General features: G+C 43.4%; 15 protein-coding genes. 3 read left to right on the top strand and 12 right to left on the bottom strand.

Annotated elements, in window-relative coordinates; translation table 11 throughout:
• Positions 1 to 39 precede the first annotated feature (39 nt).
• The 7 genes from KCX82_RS21560 to KCX82_RS21530 form a co-directional block, all read right to left on the bottom strand.
• Complete coding sequence (locus KCX82_RS21560; RefSeq protein ID WP_227020534.1) at positions 40 to 489, bottom strand: deoxycytidylate deaminase; 450 nt, start codon at positions 487 to 489, stop codon at positions 40 to 42.
• A gap of 34 nt (positions 490 to 523) precedes the next feature.
• Positions 524 to 3,055 (bottom strand): homocysteine S-methyltransferase family protein, encoded by a 2,532-nt coding sequence (locus KCX82_RS21555; protein WP_227020533.1) that lies wholly within the window; start codon positions 3,053 to 3,055, stop codon positions 524 to 526.
• 104 nt (positions 3,056 to 3,159) lie between these two features.
• Positions 3,160 to 4,041 carry a methylenetetrahydrofolate reductase [NAD(P)H] gene (gene metF, locus KCX82_RS21550; protein WP_227020532.1) on the bottom strand — a complete coding sequence of 294 codons (882 nt, stop codon included), beginning with the start codon at positions 4,039 to 4,041 and terminating at the stop codon, positions 3,160 to 3,162.
• 60 nt (positions 4,042 to 4,101) lie between these two features.
• The gene (gene truA / locus KCX82_RS21545) at positions 4,102 to 4,935 is read right to left on the bottom strand and encodes a tRNA pseudouridine(38-40) synthase TruA (RefSeq protein ID WP_227020531.1); all 834 of its coding nucleotides are present in this window, start codon (positions 4,933 to 4,935) and stop codon (positions 4,102 to 4,104) included.
• 23 nt (positions 4,936 to 4,958) lie between these two features.
• On the bottom strand, positions 4,959 to 5,597 hold the full coding sequence (locus tag KCX82_RS21540; RefSeq protein WP_227020530.1) for a SanA/YdcF family protein: 639 nt from the start codon (positions 5,595 to 5,597) through the stop codon (positions 4,959 to 4,961).
• A 49-nt stretch (positions 5,598 to 5,646) separates the two neighbouring features.
• Positions 5,647 to 5,940, bottom strand: a complete 294-nt coding sequence (gene yhbY / locus KCX82_RS21535) for a ribosome assembly RNA-binding protein YhbY (protein WP_227020529.1) — start codon at positions 5,938 to 5,940, stop codon at positions 5,647 to 5,649.
• A 115-nt stretch (positions 5,941 to 6,055) separates the two neighbouring features.
• Positions 6,056 to 6,769 (bottom strand): prepilin peptidase, encoded by a 714-nt coding sequence (locus KCX82_RS21530; RefSeq protein WP_227020528.1) that lies wholly within the window; start codon positions 6,767 to 6,769, stop codon positions 6,056 to 6,058.
• A gap of 378 nt (positions 6,770 to 7,147) precedes the next feature.
• On the opposite strand from KCX82_RS21530, the gene KCX82_RS21525 reads away from it, so the two are divergent.
• On the top strand, positions 7,148 to 9,775 hold the full coding sequence (locus tag KCX82_RS21525) for an ATP-binding protein (protein ID WP_227020527.1): 2,628 nt from the start codon (positions 7,148 to 7,150) through the stop codon (positions 9,773 to 9,775).
• A 40-nt stretch (positions 9,776 to 9,815) separates the two neighbouring features.
• Here KCX82_RS21525 and KCX82_RS21520 read toward each other — a convergent pair whose 3' ends face one another.
• The 4 genes from KCX82_RS21520 to KCX82_RS21505 form a co-directional block, all read right to left on the bottom strand.
• Positions 9,816 to 11,195: an aldehyde dehydrogenase family protein gene (locus KCX82_RS21520; protein ID WP_227020526.1), complete on the bottom strand. Its 1,380-nt coding sequence runs from the start codon at positions 11,193 to 11,195 to the stop codon at positions 9,816 to 9,818.
• 52 nt (positions 11,196 to 11,247) lie between these two features.
• On the bottom strand, positions 11,248 to 12,633 hold the full coding sequence (fumC, locus tag KCX82_RS21515; RefSeq protein ID WP_227020525.1) for a class II fumarate hydratase: 1,386 nt from the start codon (positions 12,631 to 12,633) through the stop codon (positions 11,248 to 11,250).
• 9 nt (positions 12,634 to 12,642) lie between these two features.
• Positions 12,643 to 13,803: an NAD(P)-dependent malic enzyme gene (locus KCX82_RS21510; protein WP_227020524.1), complete on the bottom strand. Its 1,161-nt coding sequence runs from the start codon at positions 13,801 to 13,803 to the stop codon at positions 12,643 to 12,645.
• Positions 13,804 to 13,891: 88 nt separating this feature from the next.
• Positions 13,892 to 15,556, bottom strand: a complete 1,665-nt coding sequence (locus KCX82_RS21505) for a glutamine--tRNA ligase/YqeY domain fusion protein (RefSeq protein WP_227020523.1) — start codon at positions 15,554 to 15,556, stop codon at positions 13,892 to 13,894.
• Between the two features lie 357 nt (positions 15,557 to 15,913).
• Here KCX82_RS21505 and KCX82_RS21500 point away from each other — a divergent pair, with 357 nt between their 5' ends.
• The gene (locus KCX82_RS21500; protein WP_227020522.1) at positions 15,914 to 16,369 is read left to right on the top strand and encodes an Lrp/AsnC family transcriptional regulator; all 456 of its coding nucleotides are present in this window, start codon (positions 15,914 to 15,916) and stop codon (positions 16,367 to 16,369) included.
• Between the two features lie 68 nt (positions 16,370 to 16,437).
• On the opposite strand, the gene KCX82_RS21495 is transcribed toward KCX82_RS21500, so the two are convergent.
• A complete protein-coding gene (locus KCX82_RS21495) occupies positions 16,438 to 16,779 on the bottom strand; it encodes a winged helix-turn-helix transcriptional regulator (RefSeq protein WP_227020521.1) in 342 nt (113 codons plus the stop codon).
• Positions 16,780 to 17,039: 260 nt separating this feature from the next.
• Here KCX82_RS21495 and KCX82_RS21490 point away from each other — a divergent pair, with 260 nt between their 5' ends.
• On the top strand, positions 17,040 to 18,203 hold the full coding sequence (locus KCX82_RS21490) for an iron-containing alcohol dehydrogenase (RefSeq protein WP_227020520.1): 1,164 nt from the start codon (positions 17,040 to 17,042) through the stop codon (positions 18,201 to 18,203).
• Positions 18,204 to 18,397: the final 194 nt, after the last annotated feature.

The following is an 18,397-nucleotide window of genomic DNA, read 5'->3' as shown; positions in this document are numbered from 1 at the left end:
TCATAAGTATGATACAGCTTGTGTTCTAAGAGTGCTTTATCATCGGGTCAGCATTTCTATTGTCAGACCTGCTTCATTCAAGATGTCAACGGATAATTGATCCGGATATCCTTCTCGAACCACGATTCTTTTAATTCCCGCATTAATGATCATCTTTGCACAAATCACACAAGGCTGATGCGTACAGTAAATAGTTCCTCCCGCAATGCTTTGCCCCAAATAAGCAGCCTGAATGATTGCATTCTGCTCCGCATGGAGGGCCATACAAAGCTCATGTCTCTCTCCTGAGGGTACATTCAGTTTTTGCCGCAGACAGCCGCCCCGTTCTTCACAATGGGCAATACCGTTCGGAGCACCATTATAGCCGGTGGCCATAATTCTTTTATCTTTTACAATGACTGCTCCTACCTGCCTTCTCATACAGGTGGATCTTTTCTGCGTCACTTCTGCCATTTCCATGAAGTACTCATCCCAGCTGGGCCTGTCCATCGAATCTACCTCCTACTCATACCGGCAAGCAGTATTATGCCTTGAAAATACTATTTGCCACCCTTACTGTATCCATTGCATCTTTACAATAATAATCCGCACCGATCTTTTCTGCATACTCTGCATTAAGAACAGCACCTCCAACTGCGGTGATACATTCCAATCCCGCTTCTTTCAGAGCTTTAATAGTCTTTTCCATGTTCACGACGGTGGTTGTCATCAAGGCCGATAGTCCGACCATTTTAATATTTTCTTTTTTGGCTGTTTCCACAATGGTTCCTATCGGAACATCCTTTCCCAGGTCTATGACGTCATATCCATAGTTTTCCAATATTACCTTTACAATATTCTTGCCGATATCATGAATATCTCCCTGCACGGTAGCTAAAATCACTTTTCCGTAGGAAATACTTTGTCCCGAGGCATTCATGGCCTCCTTGAGGATGACAAAGGCACTTTTTACCGTATCAGCCGACTTGATCAGCTGAGGTAAAAAGCTGGTTCCGTTTTCATAGTCCTTTCCTACAATCTCCAGAGCCGGAATGATCTTCGTCTCCACGATTTCCAAAGGCTTCATGATTTTCAGCAATTCCTGCGCAGCAGCAGCAGCTCTGTCTTCATATCCTTCTATAATAATTTCTTCCAAAGTCAAAGCCGACAGAGAAAAGCCCGCCTTAGTGCCGTTTTCCCCGGCATCGGCCTTAGTTCCGTTTCCATTGGATCCGGAAGGAACCATACCGGAACTTTGAGTACCCGAACCGGTACTTTTATTTCCATAAAATACGATATAATCTTTGGATTCGATATCCTTACCGCTCAGCGTCTCGAAAGCACGAATGGTATCCGTATATTCCTCGATGGTGGGATCTGTAATCGGTGCATCCAGGCCTGCTTCCAAGGCCATTGCCAGGAAGGTTCGGTTCAGCAGTTTTCTCTCCGGCAATCCGAAGGATACGTTGCTTGCTCCCAGGGTGGTTTTAACACCAAATCGACTCTTTACCTGACGAATCGCTTCCAGCGTATCTTTTCCGGCGCTCTGCTGAGCCGATACAGTGAGTGTCAGGCAATCTACGAGGATACGCTCTTTCCCGATCCCATAGGTTGCTGCCGTTTTGATGATTCTTTCCGCAATATCCAGTCTCTCCTGCGTATTTTTCGGCAGCCCCTTTTCATCCAAAGTGAGTGCTATCACACAGGTTCCATATTTCTTTACGATAGGGAAAATAGCCTCCATGACTTCTTTTTTCCCATTTACCGAGTTGATAATGGGCTTTCCTTGATAAAGCCGAACGGCAGTCTCTATTACCGCTTCGTCGGCACTGTCGATTTGCAGAGGAACCTGAACCACGGAAGATACCTTGCGTATTGCTTTACGCATCATTTCCTGCTCATCGATTTCAGGCAGGCCTACATTGATATCCAGGATCTCGGCACCAGCTCTGACCTGATTTATGGCTTCATTTTCTATATAAGCAAAATCCCCGGATTTTAAAGCCTCTTTCAGCAGTTTTTTTCCGGTAGGATTGATTCTCTCTCCAATGATTCTGATTCGATCATCCAAAATGACGGTTTTCGTGGCAGAGCTTACGGCAGTGATTGCTTTTTCTGCTCGTCTTTCCTCTGCATCGCTGGCCAATGCGGGAAATGGTGTTTTCTCCGGATCCCGAATTTTATCAGCACCGTATTGATCGCTTATTTGCTTTATACGACTGACAAGTTCTTCAATATATGCAGGAGTCGTTCCGCAGCATCCTCCTGCAACAGCAACGCCTGCCTGAAGCATTTCCAGCATGGCTTCGGTATATTCAGCAAAATCCACATCATAGATCGTCTCCCCGTTTACAGAAACCGGGAGGCCCGCATTGGGCTGAACCAGCACAGGAAGTTTTGAATATTTCAGAAATTCCTTGATCAGCTTAACCATTTGCTTCGGGCCTAAGGAACAATTCACACCTAATGCGTCAATTCCAAGATCCTGAATGATATTTACGGCAGTGAGCGGATCGCTTCCCATGAGCATTCGCCCATCCTCCTGAAATGTAACGGAAGCAAAGACCGGAAGTTCACAATTCTCCTTCGCTGCGAGGATGCCGGCTTTTAATTCGGAAATGTCCGTAAAGGTTTCAAATAAAATGAAGTCGGCTCCTGCCTTTGTACCGGCTACGATCTGCTCCCGGAACATGCCGTAGGCTTCTTCAAAGGTCAAATCCCCTACGGGCTCCAACAGTCTTCCGATGGGAGCCACATCCAGAGCTACGTATTTTTCCCCCTGGGAAACGGTATCCAGAGCTGCTTCCTTTGCCAGCTTAACAGCCTGATTTACGATCTGATCTACGGTATAACCTGAACCTTTCAGCTTATAAGCATTAGCCCCGAAGGTATTGGTTGAAACAAAGTCACTACCTGCATCAAAGTATTCCTTGTGGATTCCTCGAATGATTTCCGGATGTGTTATATTAAGAGATTCCGGCAATTCTCCGGCTTTTAGTCCATATTTCTGCATCATGGTACCCATGGCACCATCGCATATAATTATTTTTTTACCAAATAAATTTGTAATCGTCATCGCTTTTCCCTTCGATATCCTATCTTTAATATTAGATTTTATCATATATCAACAGCTTCGTCCATCACAGGTAAAGCAAACTTTTCATTTCATGTAGAATTTCATTACCCTTGAAGCTTTCTGATATTTTCTATGTTTCCTATAATTCTTTTCGCAGTATCCGGTTTGTTCATCGTATAAAGATGAATCCCTCTCACTCCCCAGGCCATCAAATCGATAATCTGCTCGATAGCATATGCCTCTCCGGCTTCTTTCAACGCTTCCGGATTATCTTCATATCGATTCAGGATTCTCTGAAATTTCGGTGGAATAGCGCAGCCGGCCAACTTGGTGATTCTGATGATCTGATTCTTGTTCAGCACAGGCAGAATTCCTGCAGAAACCGGCAGATTGATTCCTGCCAGGTCAATTTCATCCATAAACCGGTAAAAGAGTTCATTATCGAAAAACAGCTGAGTTATCAAAAATTCAGCCCCCATTTCCACTTTCTGCTTCAGATATTTTACATCCTTTACCTTGCTTTCACAGTCTACATGTCCTTCAGGATAGCAAGCAGCACCGATAGAAAAGTCACCCTCTGCCTTTACTTCCTTGATCAAATCACTGGCATGCTCATACTGCAATGGATTTGGGAAATCAAAATCCGGATCTTCAGGAATATCTCCCCTCATGGCCAGAATATTTTCGATATTGTTTACCCGCATTTCTTCAAAGCTTTCTTTGATCTGCTTTTTCGTTGCAGAAATGCAGGTCAGGTGTGCCAAGCTTTCAATATGGTATTCATTCTTGATCTTGGATGCGATCTCAACGGTCCGATCCTTTGCTTTTCCTCCGGCACCATAGGTTACGCTGATAAAGTCCGGATTGATATCCTTCAATTGGTCCAGTGTTTTAAAAATCGTCTCCACAGGGGAGTCAATCTTAGGAGGAAATACCTCCAGTGAGATCACGGTTTTTTTGGTCTCAAATATATCCTTAATTTTCATATCATTTCCTCCTTGTTTATAACGCAACCGTAAAAAATTTTTCGACTGCAGAAAATTTTCTTACCGCTGCGATCTTTTCGCCTCATTATAATAAACTTCGGCAAGATACAGTCCCTGCGGGGGCGCCGTGTGTCCGGCAAGCTGACGGTTTTTTCCTGCGAGAATTCCGGAAATGTTTTCCGGAGAAAGCTTTCCTGTTCCAACATCCACTAAAGTACCGGTAATAATTCTTACCATATTATACAGAAACCCGTCACCCACAACTTCTATGCTGATTTCACTGGGAGAAAACTCACCAGAGTCCTCCGGAAGCATCCGTTGGTACAAACGAATCTGATAAATAGTTCTGACTGTACTCTCCATTTCCTTGCCTCCGGCTGCTTGAAAGCATTTAAAATCATGAGTTCCAGTCATATAGGATGCCGCTTCTTTCATGGATTCCAGATCAAGTACTTTTGGTATCTGATAACAGTAGTTTCTGTGAAAGATATCCGGTATCGTTCTGTTTTGAATCTTATAGATATACTTCTTGCCTACGGCATCAAATCTTGCATGAAAATCCATAGGCACCTCGGTTACATTCTTAATGCGGATATCTCCCTGTAAGCCCTGAAAAGAACTTTTCTTTCCCTTTGGAGGTGCGGCCAGCAAGTGATTGGCAGCCATCTGCATGCGATCCACCGGGATACCGAAATCCCCCCTGAAGCTGGCTCTCTGTCCATAAGCATGGACACCGGCATCGGTTCTGCTGGTGCCATTCAGTTGTACCGACTGTGCGCAAAGTATGCTAAAAACCCGTTCCAGCTCTCCCTGGACGGTTCTTAGCCCCGGTTGTCTTTGCCAACCGCAGAAATTGGTTCCGTCATATTCAATTGTCAGCAGCACATTTTTCATCTATTCTTTGCTCCGGCGGGAATCTAATCGTGGCTCTCCAGACCGCTTCCGCTTATCGGAATCACATTTCCCAGAAAGGTTGGCTTGGGTTTCACCACAACCTTTACAAAATCTTTTGTTCTGGCGAGAAACTCTCGAATCTCCCGGTAGCTTTGTCCTCCATAGGTTCTAGGTTCCGATACCACGCCTTCCACTTCCAGTCCAAGCCCTTCCCCGATATATAAAGCACGATACTGGTGATACTTTTGTGTTATGACAATAGCTTTTTCTACATCGAATACATCCCTTGCACGATACATAGACTCATAGGTGGAAAAGCCTGCATGGTCCAGAAAGATATCCCTTGCCGGTACACCGGCCTCCATCGCATATTGTTTCATAGCATTTACTTCATCGTAGTGCTCCTGGCCATTGTCGCCTGTCAGCAGTAGTTTAGGGGCTGCCCCCTCCATATAAAGCCGTATGCCCATGTCCAGCCGATCCTGAAGCATATGGCTAGGGGTTCCGTCGGGACGCAAGCCTGCTCCCAACACCAGGATACAGTCAGCGCCCATTTCCTTAGCTTCCTCTTCATCGATCAGCATCTCTCTGGTACTGCCTATCATATAAGCGTTAACCAATATGGGTACAGCTACCATCAGAAGCAGAACCACCATGATCATCTTTAATCCTATTTTTTTGGTAAACTTTCTTTTTTTCTTTTTTTGTTTTTTACCTTGGTAATTCAATTTGCTTATTTTCCTTTGATTGTCTGTATAAAGTAAATTTTCTTCCTATGGCCTGAACAAATTCAGCCTTCAGCATTTTTGCAAGTTCATTGGCAGTTTCTTTCGGATCAAGATCGCAGCCCTCCTGCAGTTTTACTTTAACCAGTTCTCTGGATTCCAAACCGATTTCCATTTCTTTTATCACATTTTCCGACAGTCCCAGTTTTCCGATAAATACCGTCGGATCCAGTTCGTGTGCCAGACTGCGTAAATAACTTCTCTGTTTTCCTGTTATCATCTTTTATCCTTTCCAATGACTCTAAGAGAAAGAGCCCTAATTCTGTTCCATTATACTATTATCCCTTTCTTTCTGTCAATTTTATTACATTTCTCGCAATTTAACGAAATAATTGCTATAGTAAAGAATTGAGGTATAAATCGGAGAACCATGTCAGCTCCCGTAAAAAAATCAAATAGAATGCAGCAGCGGCTGCAATAAAGGGTCCTAAAGGCTGCGAATCCGTTGGCTTTATTTTTTTCAGTATAAGCAGGATTCCGAATACAAACCCGCTAAGAAAAATGGTAATCAAAAGTATAAAAACAGTACCTCTTATGCCGCTGATCAAACCGATAGCTGCCAGCAGCTTCACGTCTCCAAATCCCATCGCTTCTTTTTTAAACAGAATCTTGCCGACGATGCCCATCAGCAAGAGGCAGCCTCCCCCAAGAAGAGCCCCGTACAGGGGGGCCAGAAAATCCGGTTGAAAGGGGATAAACCCCAGCGCTGTAACGGCCAGTGCAATAATAAATTGATCCGGGATAATCAGATAAAGCTTGTCTGCCATACCAATTTGCAGCAGCAGCCAAAGAGCCAGCAGCCCGGCAATTACGTAAAGAAATCCCTGATCCAGCATCTTTACCGAGGCCGCCGCAAAGACAAGAGTAAATACTGCATTCCAGGGCCTTTTTTTAATTCTTTCACCCCACATTCCCTTTTCCGGTTCCTCATTGTAGTCGCATAACCACTTGGCCGGGATGCGATTAAAGACATAAATAGCAGAGAGACCGGCAACAATGCCGGCTGTTACGCATAGGATGATTTCCAAGATCATAACTGTTGTATCCACAAATTCTTTCTCCATTCCGAATTTTGATTTCTCATTTATTTACATTTATTGTAACAAAATTCATCCCTGATCTCAATAGATTGCTTCCCGCCTCTGTTTGATGAAATTTAGGTATTCAGCTGTTTTCATGGCGAATTTTATCGATTCCTTTTTGTTTAATTTGTCGTTTCCTAATTTACTTTTTAATGCTATCGAGATACAATAAAATACACAGATTCTTATATTATATAGAACCTTCTCTTATATTATTTGATTCTCCTGTTAAAAATCATGGAAGTAGTAATTTTCAAATTTATTTGGACAAGTGTAAACCCTGTATATCATGGCTTGAGGTCACTATGAGTTAAAAACCACCACCTACAAAGGAGTGCCAAATTAATGAAAAAATTAAAATTGAACTATATGGTAGTTACAATTTTCTGCCTTGCGATCCTGCTCGTGTTAAATGCCATGGGAGTTTTTGCGTATCGTGATTCTGTACTTTCTTCCGAAACACATAAGGATATCATGCTCAATTTCATTATCAAATACGATACTTTGGTAAACGAGTTGCACTCCAATGCAAGGATTTATCTAAATACAAACGACGAAAGATACCGGACAGAATTTTTTATTTTGCGAAATGAATATCTGAACAATGATAATGTCTCTCTGCAATATCGGGCTTTCACTGAAAATCAAGCTTCAGACCAGCTTAAAGAAATCGTCGATCAGACGGGTTTTACCCTTTCTGCCCAGGCTGATTATCTGGAATTTACCTCTGAAGAAAAAGCTTTTTACACTGCTTTTCTAGATTCTTATCATCAACTGATAGCTCGCCTTACCGAAGCAGTAGAAACAAGGGATATGCTGTTTATTACGGGCTCTGAGCTTGATTATTTATACAATGCCCAGTCTGAGAATATGAATCTTCTCTCTAAAAGCTATATAGACAGGCTGAACTTCAAGGAAGATTTGGTTTTGGCCCGGCAAAAATTGCTGGAAATCACATTGATTATTTTGTCTCTGCTACTCCTTGGTTTTGCATCTGTTACTTTCTATGTGATCGTGAGGCAGAACGCATTCAATTCCTACTTCAGGCAGCTTTTTAACACGGTTGTTGAAAATATTAATGTAGGGATTACCATACTGGATCAGTATTATTGCTTTGATTATATGAACCCTATGTATAAGGAAATCATGGGGGTCACCATGGAGGATGCTCTGGGCAAATCTCTGCAGGAGGTTTTTGACCAGAAAATCGTGGAAGCCATCGAGCAGGTCATGGAAGAGGAAAACAGGAACGGGCAGATGGATCTCATCATCGGAAACCGGAGAAAACATATTGCTTACAGTTTCTTCACCATCTGCGACGAAGAAGGTAATAGTAAATATGTTCAGCTGATTCAGGATTCTACCAGCACAAATAATATGCAGACCCAGTTGAGAAAGCAGCTAAAGGAAATCGAATTTTATTCTCATGCCAAAGATTCCTTTATTGCGAATATCTCTCATGAGATAAAGACCCCTATCAATGCTATTTTAGGAATGGTGCATTTTCTGAAGAGCACCAGATTGTCCCAAAACCAAAAGGATCTGGTAAAAAAGATTGAGACTTCCTCCGATATCCTTTTGACGATTATCAGTGATGTGCTGGATCTATCCAAAATCAGAAGCAAGTCCTTAAACTTATATCCCTCTGACTTTTCACTGGCCCAGGTGATAGAAAATGTCGAGGATATGTTCTCGAACCAGCTGGCAAGCAAAGGCCTGGAGTGGCGCAGGGATTTTGAATTTGACAAGGACCTCTGCATCCATTTGGACAAGACCAGATTTGTCCAGGTATTGGTGAATCTAATCAATAATGCTTATAAATTTACCGAGGAGGGATATATAAAGCTTAGTGCGGAAACCATGTCGGAGAGCAATAATATCGTTTATCTGCAATTTTGTGTCGAGGATTCGGGGATCGGAATTGCAGAAAAAGATATATCCAAGCTGTTCCATGAATTTGAACAGCTTGAAAATCATCTGACAAAACAACACCAGGGCACCGGTCTCGGGTTGTTTATCTGCAAAAATATCATCGAGAGCATGGATGGCCGGATGTGGGTGAAGAGCGTAAAGGGTGAAGGAAGTAAATTTTACTTTTCATTACCTGCGGAAAAAGCATTTGAAACTGCCCTCTTAAATTCGGGGACCGGTATTATTAACTCCATTCCGCTGGACGGAAACGGGGGAAGGGCTCTGGTGGTGGAAGATACGGAAATCAATGTAGAAGTTGCAGTGAAGCTTCTGAATGATGTAAATATTGCGTGTGATACCGCTGCCGACGGGCTTATCGCCGTTCAGATGTGCAAAAAGAAAGGACCGGATTATTATAAAGTTATTCTAATGGATATTCATATGCCAAACATGGACGGCTACACTGCAGCCAATATACTGAAAAAAGAGATGCGGTTCAAAACACCCATCGTAGCGCTTACTGCTTCCGATATCAATGACCAGATCGTTGCCGAACACGCGGATACCATAAATGATTTTATCTTGAAGCCTTTTAAAGCAAGCGCATTTTATAAAACCCTTGCCCCATACTTTGCAAACACCAATTCGACCATCATGGACGATTCTATGATCAGTGCCGATGAGGATCCTGAATCCATGCCGGAGACCGATCCGGAGGATGATCCGGTAAAGGATGAAAATGATCCGTTCGCAGGGCGGGAAGAGGCCATAAAAAATCTTGGCGGTTTAGAATCCATTTACTATAAGCATATTGAGAAGTTTAAGGTTAATTACGTTAACAGTACTTCTGAAATTAAAGAACTTTTAGAGAAAAAAAATTACGAAGAGGCAAGAAGGCTTGCACATTCCATAAAAGGACTGGGGGGCACATTGGGCATGCTGAAGGTTCAAAGTGCAGGGGCCGCATTGGAAAAAGCAATTCTTAAGGGAGAAGGCTATGATCTTTCGGAAGAACTTGCCGACTTTGATAAGGAATTAAAAGCCGCTATCGCGGCAATATAAAGCAGGCAGCCGATACAGGCTGCCTGCTTTATATTAACCCTTATAATCCCCATAATTCCTCATCTGTGGGAACATGGTTGTCTTTCATATAGTAAGCAATACGTGAAATATTGATCAAGTGTTTATAGTCCAAATTTTCTGAGATGCTGTTGTTTCCCCAGGATCCGCAGCCAAGAGTATTGGTCGGGGCCAGACCGTTAAAGAAGCTCCCTCCTGCGCTGGTCGCACAGGTCTGATTGACCACAAATCTGCTGACACAGAGCTCTTTTCCGGCATATTCGATGTTTTCCGTGGTATTGGAGTGAATTGAAACGCTATGTCCTTTTCCTTCCTCCTCCAGGTTGGCTCGCGCAATTTCCACGCCCTCTGCAAAGGTCTTATATTTATAGGCAGCCAGTACAGGACACATTTTTTCCTTTGCAAGGATATCTGCTTCTCCGCTTCCGTCTGCTTCTACGATGATCACCTTTGTGTTTTCAGGAATCTCAAGAGACGCAAGCTTGGCAACGGCATCTACAGACTGACCGATGGCATGCCGGTTCATGGCTCCGTCTACAAACATGGCGCTTCTCATTGCTTCCTTCTTTTCAGGGTCTCTAATAATAAAGGCACCGTTTTTTTCAAACTCCGCCAGCATTTCATTATACCTTGCTTCCGGCATGATGACAGATTGTTCACCGGAACAAATAATGCCATTGTCAAAAATTCTTCCGGCAATAATCTGCGGTGCTGCCGTTTCTATGTCGGCGTCTACATCCAGAATGCACTGTACGTTGCCTGCACCGACGCCCAGGGCAGGTTTCCCGCTGCTGTAAGCGGCTTTTACCATTCCCATGCCGCCTGTGGCAATGACGATATCCGCATTTGCAATTAAATTCTTTGTATTCTCTCTGGATTGCTGATCCAAAATCTGTATCAAATATTTCGGGGCACCGAGATGATCCAGTTGTTCGTTTATCATCTCCACCGTTTTGGTACTGCAGTGAATCGATTTGTGATGAGGAGTAATGATAATGGCATTTCCGCCCTTTAACGCAAACATGGCATTGCTCATTGGGGTAACGATAGGATTTGTACAAGGTGTAATGGCTGCAACCACACCGATAGGCTTGGCAATTTTCGTAATGCCTGTAACTTCATCTCGTTCAATGATGCCTGTTGATTTCTTCCCCTTCAGGCTGTTCCAGATGGTTCTTGACTTTCCTTTGTTTTTCGCAATCTTATCCGCAACAACTCCCATTCCGGTTTCCTCTACTGCAATTTCCGCCAAATATTCGGCGTTGTCATGAACGACCTTGGCGATTGTCATGACGATTTCATCGATCTGTTCCTGTGTGAAGGCTTCATACGCTTTCTGCGCCTTTCTGGCACGTTCCAGGTATTCATTGATATAAGCAACGCTATCCATTTCCATTTCCATTTTCATTCTCCTTCCATTTCTAGTCTGAACTTGACACTGTATGTGTGGCTGATTACACCATTTTTGACGGATCCACCATGGCGTCAAATTCTTGTTCTGTCAGAATATTAAGAGCCACTGCTGCTTCTTTTAAGGTTGTGCCGTTTTTATGTGCAAATTTCGCAATCTCCGCTGCTTTTTCATAGCCGATGTGGGGGTTCAGAGCAGTGACCAACATCAAAGAAGACTCCAGATTTTCCATGATCTTCTTTTCATTGGGCAGGATACCCCTCGCACAGTTCTTTTCAAAGGATGCCATGCCATCGGAAAGCAGTCGGATAGACTGCAGCGTATTATAGATCAAAACCGGCATATATACGTTCAACTGAAAGTTCCCCTGGGATGCCGCAAAACCGACGGCAACATCGTTTGCCATCACCTGACAGCATACCATGGATAAAGCTTCGCTTTGAGTGGGGTTTACCTTACCCGGCATAATAGAGCTTCCCGGCTCGTTTTCCGGGATGGTCAATTCTCCGATACCGCACCTGGGCCCGCTCGCCAGCCATCGTACATCATTGGCGATTTTCAGCAAATCTGCCGCCAATGCTTTTAATGCGCCATGGGTATTTACCAACGCGTCCTTGCTGGTGAGAGAGTGAAATTTATTGGGAGCGGTTATAAAATCCGTACCCGTAAGCATGGTTAACTTGTCTGCAACCCTTTTCCCGAATTCAGGATGGGTATTCAGCCCTGTGCCTACTGCAGTCCCCCCTAAAGCGATTTCTTTCACGTACACCAGTCCGGCGGTGATCATGCTCTCCGACTTTTCCAGCATAGCCGTCCAGGCGCTGATTTCCTGGCCCAGGGTCAATGGGGTTGCATCCTGTAAATGGGTTCTTCCGATTTTGATAATACCCATGTATTTCTCTGATAAACCCGATAGGGTTTCCTTCAGAGACCGCAAAGACGGAAGCAGTTCCTTTTCTATTTCTGTTACCGCTGCAATATGCATGGCTGTAGGGAACGTATCGTTAGAGCTTTGTGCTTTATTTACATGATCGTTGGGATGCAGCAGCTTTTTTCCGAGGATTTCATTTCCTCGATTTGCAATGACCTCGTTGACATTCATATTGGTTTGAGTGCCGCTTCCTGTCTGCCAAACAACCAGTGGGAACTGGTCATCCCACTTTCCTTCCAGGATTTCATCGCAAGCAAGGGTAATTGCATCCCCATAAGCACCGTCTAATTGACCCAGCTCTACATTCACCAGAGCCGCAGCCTTTTTCAGCTGGGCAAAAGCTTTTATGATTTCAATGGGCATCCTTTCCCAGCCGATTTCAAAATTCTCCAGGCTTCTTTGCGTCTGCGCACCCCAGAGCTTATCTATCTCTACGGCGATTTCTCCCATGGAGTCGTGTTCGATGCGGTATCCTTTATTTTCGATTCCCTTTTCCATCTTTGAAACTCATTCCTTTCCCTTCCAAGCCTGGCCTGCAGCTTTCGCTACCGCATCTGCCACTCCAGGATGGAAAGCGCTGGGGATTATATAGTCCTCTTTCAGTTCCTCTTCGGGGATCACTTCTGCTACTGCATAGGCTGCGGCAACTTTCATTTCTTCCGTTATTCTTTTGGCTCTTACCGCCAGTGCACCCTTGAATATTCCCGGGAAAACGAGTACGTTATTGATCTGGTTCGGAAAATCCGACCGGCCTGTGCCGATAATTCGGGCTCCTGCCTTTTTCGCAAGCTCCGGCATGATTTCCGGTTCCGGATTTGCCATTGCAAAGATGATTGGATCCGCTGCCATGGAGGTTACCATTTCTTCCGTCAGCATCTTCGGTCCGGAAACACCAATGAAAAGGTCTCTGCCCGCAACTGCTTCTTTCAGGGTTCCCGTGATTGCCTCATGATTTGTAAGCTCTGACAGTTCCTGTTTACTTGGCGATAATCCTTGCTGGGCCTTGGAGATGATCCCCTTGCTGTCGCACATAATGATATCCTTTACTCCTAAAGCGATCAGCATCTTTACGATGGAGGTTCCGGCAGCACCGGCTCCGTTAATGACGACTTTAATATCCTCAAAGCGTTTTCCTACTAGCTTTAAGGCATTGATAGAGGCTGCTGAAACCACTATAGCGGTTCCGTGCTGGTCATCATGGAAAACAGGGATATCTACCAGTTCCTGAAGACGCCTCTCGATTTCAAAGCATCGAGGTGCCGAAATATCTTCCAGATTGATGCCTCCCAAAGTGGGTGCAATATTTTTTGCAATATTGATGATCTCATCCGTATCCTGGGATTCGATACAGATAGGAATAGCATCGATATCCGCAAAGGACTTAAAGAGAACTGCTTTTCCTTCCATTACAGGAATGGATGCCTTTGCGCCGATGTTGCCCAGCCCCAATACAGCCGAACCGTCACTGATAACTGCAACTGTGTTGCTCTTCGCAGTATACTTGTAGACAAGTTCCGGATCTTTGTGGATCTCTCTGCAAGGCTCCGCAACTCCAGGGGTATAAGCGGTGCTCAGGTCATCCTTGTCTTTCAGAGGAACCTTGCAGACAACAGCAAGCTTTCCTTTGTTTTCTTCATGTAATTTCAGCGATTCCTTATAATAATCCATAGTTCCTCCTTGTTGCCGAACCGATAAAGTGCCGTAGTTTTGATTTACGGCACCTTTCAACTCTACTTTATATATTTATATTGAACTTCTATTTTTTCCAGGAGCTTTTTAAATCTACGATCTGGTTAAAGACCTTTTCCGCGTCCGCGGACAGCTTTTCATCAGCGATATAATAGCCGTGTCGGAAGAACTGGAGACGCTCACCGGGTTTGACCGCCGCCATGGACGGCTCGGCAAAGGCTTCATATTCCTTCATGGACTCCGGATTGATGATGGTCTCACCTTTTTCGTCATCGATCATCAGATAGTTATAATCTCTGACCTTTATTTTTACGGCAGCATTTGCGTCTACCCAATGGATGGTTCCTTTCACCTTTCTCCCTTCAAAGCCGCTTCCGCTTCTGGTTTCAGGATCATAGGTACATTGTAATTCCACAACATTGCCTTCAGCGTCCTTGACCACTTCCTGGCAGGTAATGAAATAGGCTCCTTTAAAACGGACTTCATTTCCCGGGAAAAGTCGAAAATACTTCTTTTCTGGAACTTCCATAAAGTCATCCCGTTCCACATAAAGCTCTCTGGAGAAGGTAACCTTCCTCGTCCCTCTGGATTCGTCTTCCTTGCTGTTTTCGATTTCTACTTCCTCGGTAATACCCTCCGGATAATTGGTGATCACAACCTTAAGCGGATCCTTTACCACCATGCGGGTTTCTACTTTTGACTTCAAGTCTTCTCTGATACAATGTTCCAGCAACGCAATATCAACCAGGCTGTTGGCCTTGGAAACTCCGATTCGCTCGCAAAAATCACGGATTGCCTCGGGGGTATAACCCCTTCTTCTCAAGCCTGCAATGGTGGGCATTCTCGGATCATCCCAGCCGTCCACGTCTCCATTGTCTACCAGCGCCTTTAGATATCTTTTACTCATTACCGTATTGGTAAGGTTCAACCTTGCAAATTCAATCTGCTGAGGTGGCGCTTCCCATTCCAGCTCCCTCAGCACCCAGTCATACAGAGGTCTGTGATCCTCAAATTCCAGAGTACAAATGGAATGCGTGATGCCCTCAATGGCATCTTCAATGGGATGTGCATAATCATACATCGGATAAATGCACCATTTATCTCCCGTATTGTGATGTTCCGCATGAGCAATTCTATAGATAACAGGATCTCTCATGTTGATGTTGGGGGAGGACATGTCGATTTTAGCCCTAAGCACTTTCTCGCCGTCACCGTACCGGCCGTTTCTCATATTTTCAAATAAAGTCAAATTTTCTTCAACGGAACGGTTCCGATAAGGGCTTTCTTTTCCCGGTTCTGTCAAGGTTCCTCTATGCTGCCTGATTTCATCGGCACTCAGGTCACATACAAAAGCCTTCCCTTTTTTTATCAGATTGACAGCACATTCGTACATTTTATCAAAATAATCGGAAGCAAAAAGCAGTTTGTCCCATTCAAAACCCAGCCATCTGACATCGGCCTCGATGGATTCCACATATTCCGTATCTTCCTTTACAGGGTTGGTATCATCAAAGCGAAGATTGCATTTTCCGTTATACTTCTGTGCCGTGGTAAAATTGAGGCAAATCGATTTTGCATGTCCAATATGGAGATATCCATTGGGCTCCGGCGGAAATCTTGTATAGACTCTGCCACCATAAGTTTGGTTTTCGATATCCTTATCTATTATATTATGAATAAAATTAGACGAATTTTGTTCATTGGAGCCTTCCACTTTTTCAATCTCGGCCATGTCATTATCCTCCTTGGAAAATTTTCGTTATTATTAAGTCATACAGATCAAACTGTCGTATGATGCAATAGTTCCTTCCTTTCAACAACGCCGGAAGTCAATAGTCGGAATTATTATATCATCGAATAGTAGTATGTGCAAAATTTTTTGAAATGTATTTACTTTATACCTGTAAAAAGCGAAGATTGTATAAAAAATAACAAAGGGGCTTCAGCTGCGGAAAAGCCTTCCAGACTCACCGTGGTTTCTCGATGATTTCCAGAAAAAATTTTGTTAGTTTATCGTTTTGATATAAATTTTAATTGATATTTTTCATATATATTGCTAAAATAGTAAAGAAAATAAGGTGGTGATAGAATGGATGCAATTGATTCCAAAATATTGGAAGTTTTACAGGAAAACTCCAGAGTTTCTATATCAGATTTAAGTAAGCAGGTAAATTTATCTCTGTCTGCTGTCAGTGAAAGATTGAAGAAACTGGAAGCCTCAAACATTATTGAAAGATTTACTGTAATATTAGACTCGAAATCTCTTGGCAAAGAACTTTCCGTACTGATGAACATCAGTCTGGAAAACCCTCGCAATACGAAAGAGTTTGTAGATATCGTAAATAAAGAAAGTGAAATTTTAGAGTGTCATTATGTGACGGGAGAATATGATTATATTTTAAAAATAACGACGAAAAATACTGCAACTTTAGAAGCCTTGATGAACCGGATAAAAAGCATTCCGGGAATCAAAAGAACCCAGACCAACGTTGTGCTGTCGAGTTTGAAACATTTATACAGTGTAGCTCCTACCGCAGATAAATAGCTCATGCTGATAAAGGGTGCGTTTGTCATTTCCGATAAAACGCATCCTTCTTTATTTTCTATTTTTTATTATGAATCTTTCCGGGCTGCCATTTGCTTTACTCCCCATCTGGCTAACTCGCTGATAATCGGTGTCAGCGCTCTTCCCTCTTCCGTCAGAGAATACTCCACCCGAGGCGGTATTTCAGGATATTGGATCCGAGTCACAAGACCGTATTGCTCCAATTCTTTTAAAGATTGAGAAAGCATCATATTGGTTATGCCATCAACCCTTCTTTTTAATTCATTATATCTTTGCACAGGTTTTTTATATAATGCCCAGATGATTTGAAAATGCCATTTTCCTCCAATTAAATTCAAGGCGTAGGCCACAGGGCATTCCGCAATATTTTTTTGTTCTTTTGTTTCCATTGCATTTCTCCATTACTCAGCGTTTTCTTACCTAATCAGAAATAACTGCATACTTGTTGTATTATTTCTTTATTCTATAATAATACCATAAGGAGAGGTATGATTCAAAGAATTATTTAGCGGAGAGGTTTCGAACAGGGCAATCCCTATACCTGAAAAAATTTGATCTGCAAATTATTTTGAATTCTGCTGGAAAATATTTTATAAAATATAAATTTTTTACTAATAAATTCCATTCTAAATGAAAAGGAGGCAGGACTATGGCAAACTTATTCTTTATACCTCAATACATTATCTCAGGTGAGAATGCACTCCAAATGAGTGCGGAACACCTCACATCCTTTGGCCGGAAAGCACTGATCGTTACAGATGATATGATGGTCAAACTGGGAAATGTCAAAAAATTAACAGACATTCTGGAGGACAGCAATATCTCCTATGTCGTATACTCCGGTATTAACGGAGAACCTACCCATTCGATGATTGATGAGGGTGTCGAAATTTACAAAAATCAAGGCTGTGATTTTCTCATCGGAATCGGCGGGGGAAGCCCTATTGATTCCATGAAAGCCATCGGTGCCGTTTCAACAAACGGCGGCAGTATCTGCGACTATATGGGGAAGAAAATAGAACATACGCTTCCTCCTACCTGCGCGATTCCAACAACAGCAGGAACCGGTTCGGAGGCTACAAAGGTATCTATCATCACAAATACAAATACCGGAGTCAAAATGCTGCTAAGTGATCCTAAGCTTATGGCCACTCTTGCAATCGTAGACCCTATCTTCACCTTGACGGCTCCCCCTGCGGTAACCGCTGCAACCGGTGTGGATGCACTGACCCATGCAATAGAGGCATATACCTCCAAAAAGGCGTTTTCCATGAGCGATATCTATGCACTGTCAGCGATACAGAGGATCTTTGGAAACATCTACGAAGCGTATAGTAACGGCTCCAACATTGATGCCCGAAGAGAGATGTCCATTGCGGCTCTGGAGGCCGGGATCGCTTTCAGTAATGCATCCGTTACCATCGTACATGGCATGAGCCGTCCCATCGGCGCTCTGTTTCATGTACCCCACGGCCTCTCCAACGCCATGCTCTTGAATGTCTGCCTGGATTTCCTCAAGCAAGGAGCGGTAGAAAGACTCTGCCAGCTTGGTCAGGCCATTGGTGTATTTCGTTCCGGAATGACACAGGAGGAAGGGGCAGAAGCCTTTGTTGTCGCTACAAAGTCCCTGCTTCGCACCTTGAATATTCAAACACCTGAGGAATTCGGTATTCAGAAGGAGGAGTTCTTCAGCCAGATTCCAAAGATGGCAGAAGATGCACTGATAAGCGGAAGTCCGCTCAATACCAGACGCACACCAAGCAAGGATGACATTATGGAGCTGTATAAGAAGCTTTGGGAGAAGTCTGAATAAATTTCTGAAAATGCCTTCGGAGGCAATGAATGAAAACAGAAACAACCCAAGGATTGATATAAAAGTTTAAATTTAAATTCTATATACACAAAATTAGGAGGAAAATGAAAAATGGACTTTAAATTAACGAAAACACATTTACTTCAGCAGGAATTATTCCGTCGATTTGCGGAAACTGAAATAAAACCCATTGC

This window comes from Sinanaerobacter chloroacetimidivorans, from assembly GCF_018128545.1.
Taxonomy (GTDB): Bacteria; Bacillota; Clostridia; order Peptostreptococcales; family Anaerovoracaceae; genus Sinanaerobacter; species Sinanaerobacter chloroacetimidivorans.
This window is presented reverse-complemented; position numbering and strand designations above follow the sequence as displayed.

Bases quoted from the DNA above. Each gene is read 5' to 3' on its own strand.
- KCX82_RS21560 (WP_227020534.1), bottom strand. From the start codon at position 489: ATGGACAGGCCCAGCTGGGATGAGTACTTCATGGAAATGGCAGAAGTG.
- KCX82_RS21555 (WP_227020533.1), bottom strand. From the start codon at position 3,055: ATGACGATTACAAATTTATTTGGTAAAAAAATAATTATATGCGATGGT.
- metF (WP_227020532.1), bottom strand. From the start codon at position 4,041: ATGAAAATTAAGGATATATTTGAGACCAAAAAAACCGTGATCTCACTG.
- truA (WP_227020531.1), bottom strand. From the start codon at position 4,935: ATGAAAAATGTGCTGCTGACAATTGAATATGACGGAACCAATTTCTGC.
- KCX82_RS21540 (WP_227020530.1), bottom strand. From the start codon at position 5,597: ATGATCATGGTGGTTCTGCTTCTGATGGTAGCTGTACCCATATTGGTT.
- yhbY (WP_227020529.1), bottom strand. From the start codon at position 5,940: ATGATAACAGGAAAACAGAGAAGTTATTTACGCAGTCTGGCACACGAA.
- KCX82_RS21525 (WP_227020527.1), top strand. From the start codon at position 7,148: ATGAAAAAATTAAAATTGAACTATATGGTAGTTACAATTTTCTGCCTT.
- KCX82_RS21520 (WP_227020526.1), bottom strand. From the start codon at position 11,195: ATGGAAATGGAAATGGATAGCGTTGCTTATATCAATGAATACCTGGAA.
- fumC (WP_227020525.1), bottom strand. From the start codon at position 12,633: ATGGAAAAGGGAATCGAAAATAAAGGATACCGCATCGAACACGACTCC.
- KCX82_RS21510 (WP_227020524.1), bottom strand. From the start codon at position 13,803: ATGGATTATTATAAGGAATCGCTGAAATTACATGAAGAAAACAAAGGA.
- KCX82_RS21505 (WP_227020523.1), bottom strand. From the start codon at position 15,556: ATGGCCGAGATTGAAAAAGTGGAAGGCTCCAATGAACAAAATTCGTCT.
- KCX82_RS21500 (WP_227020522.1), top strand. From the start codon at position 15,914: ATGGATGCAATTGATTCCAAAATATTGGAAGTTTTACAGGAAAACTCC.
- KCX82_RS21495 (WP_227020521.1), bottom strand. From the start codon at position 16,779: ATGGAAACAAAAGAACAAAAAAATATTGCGGAATGCCCTGTGGCCTAC.
- KCX82_RS21490 (WP_227020520.1), top strand. From the start codon at position 17,040: ATGGCAAACTTATTCTTTATACCTCAATACATTATCTCAGGTGAGAAT.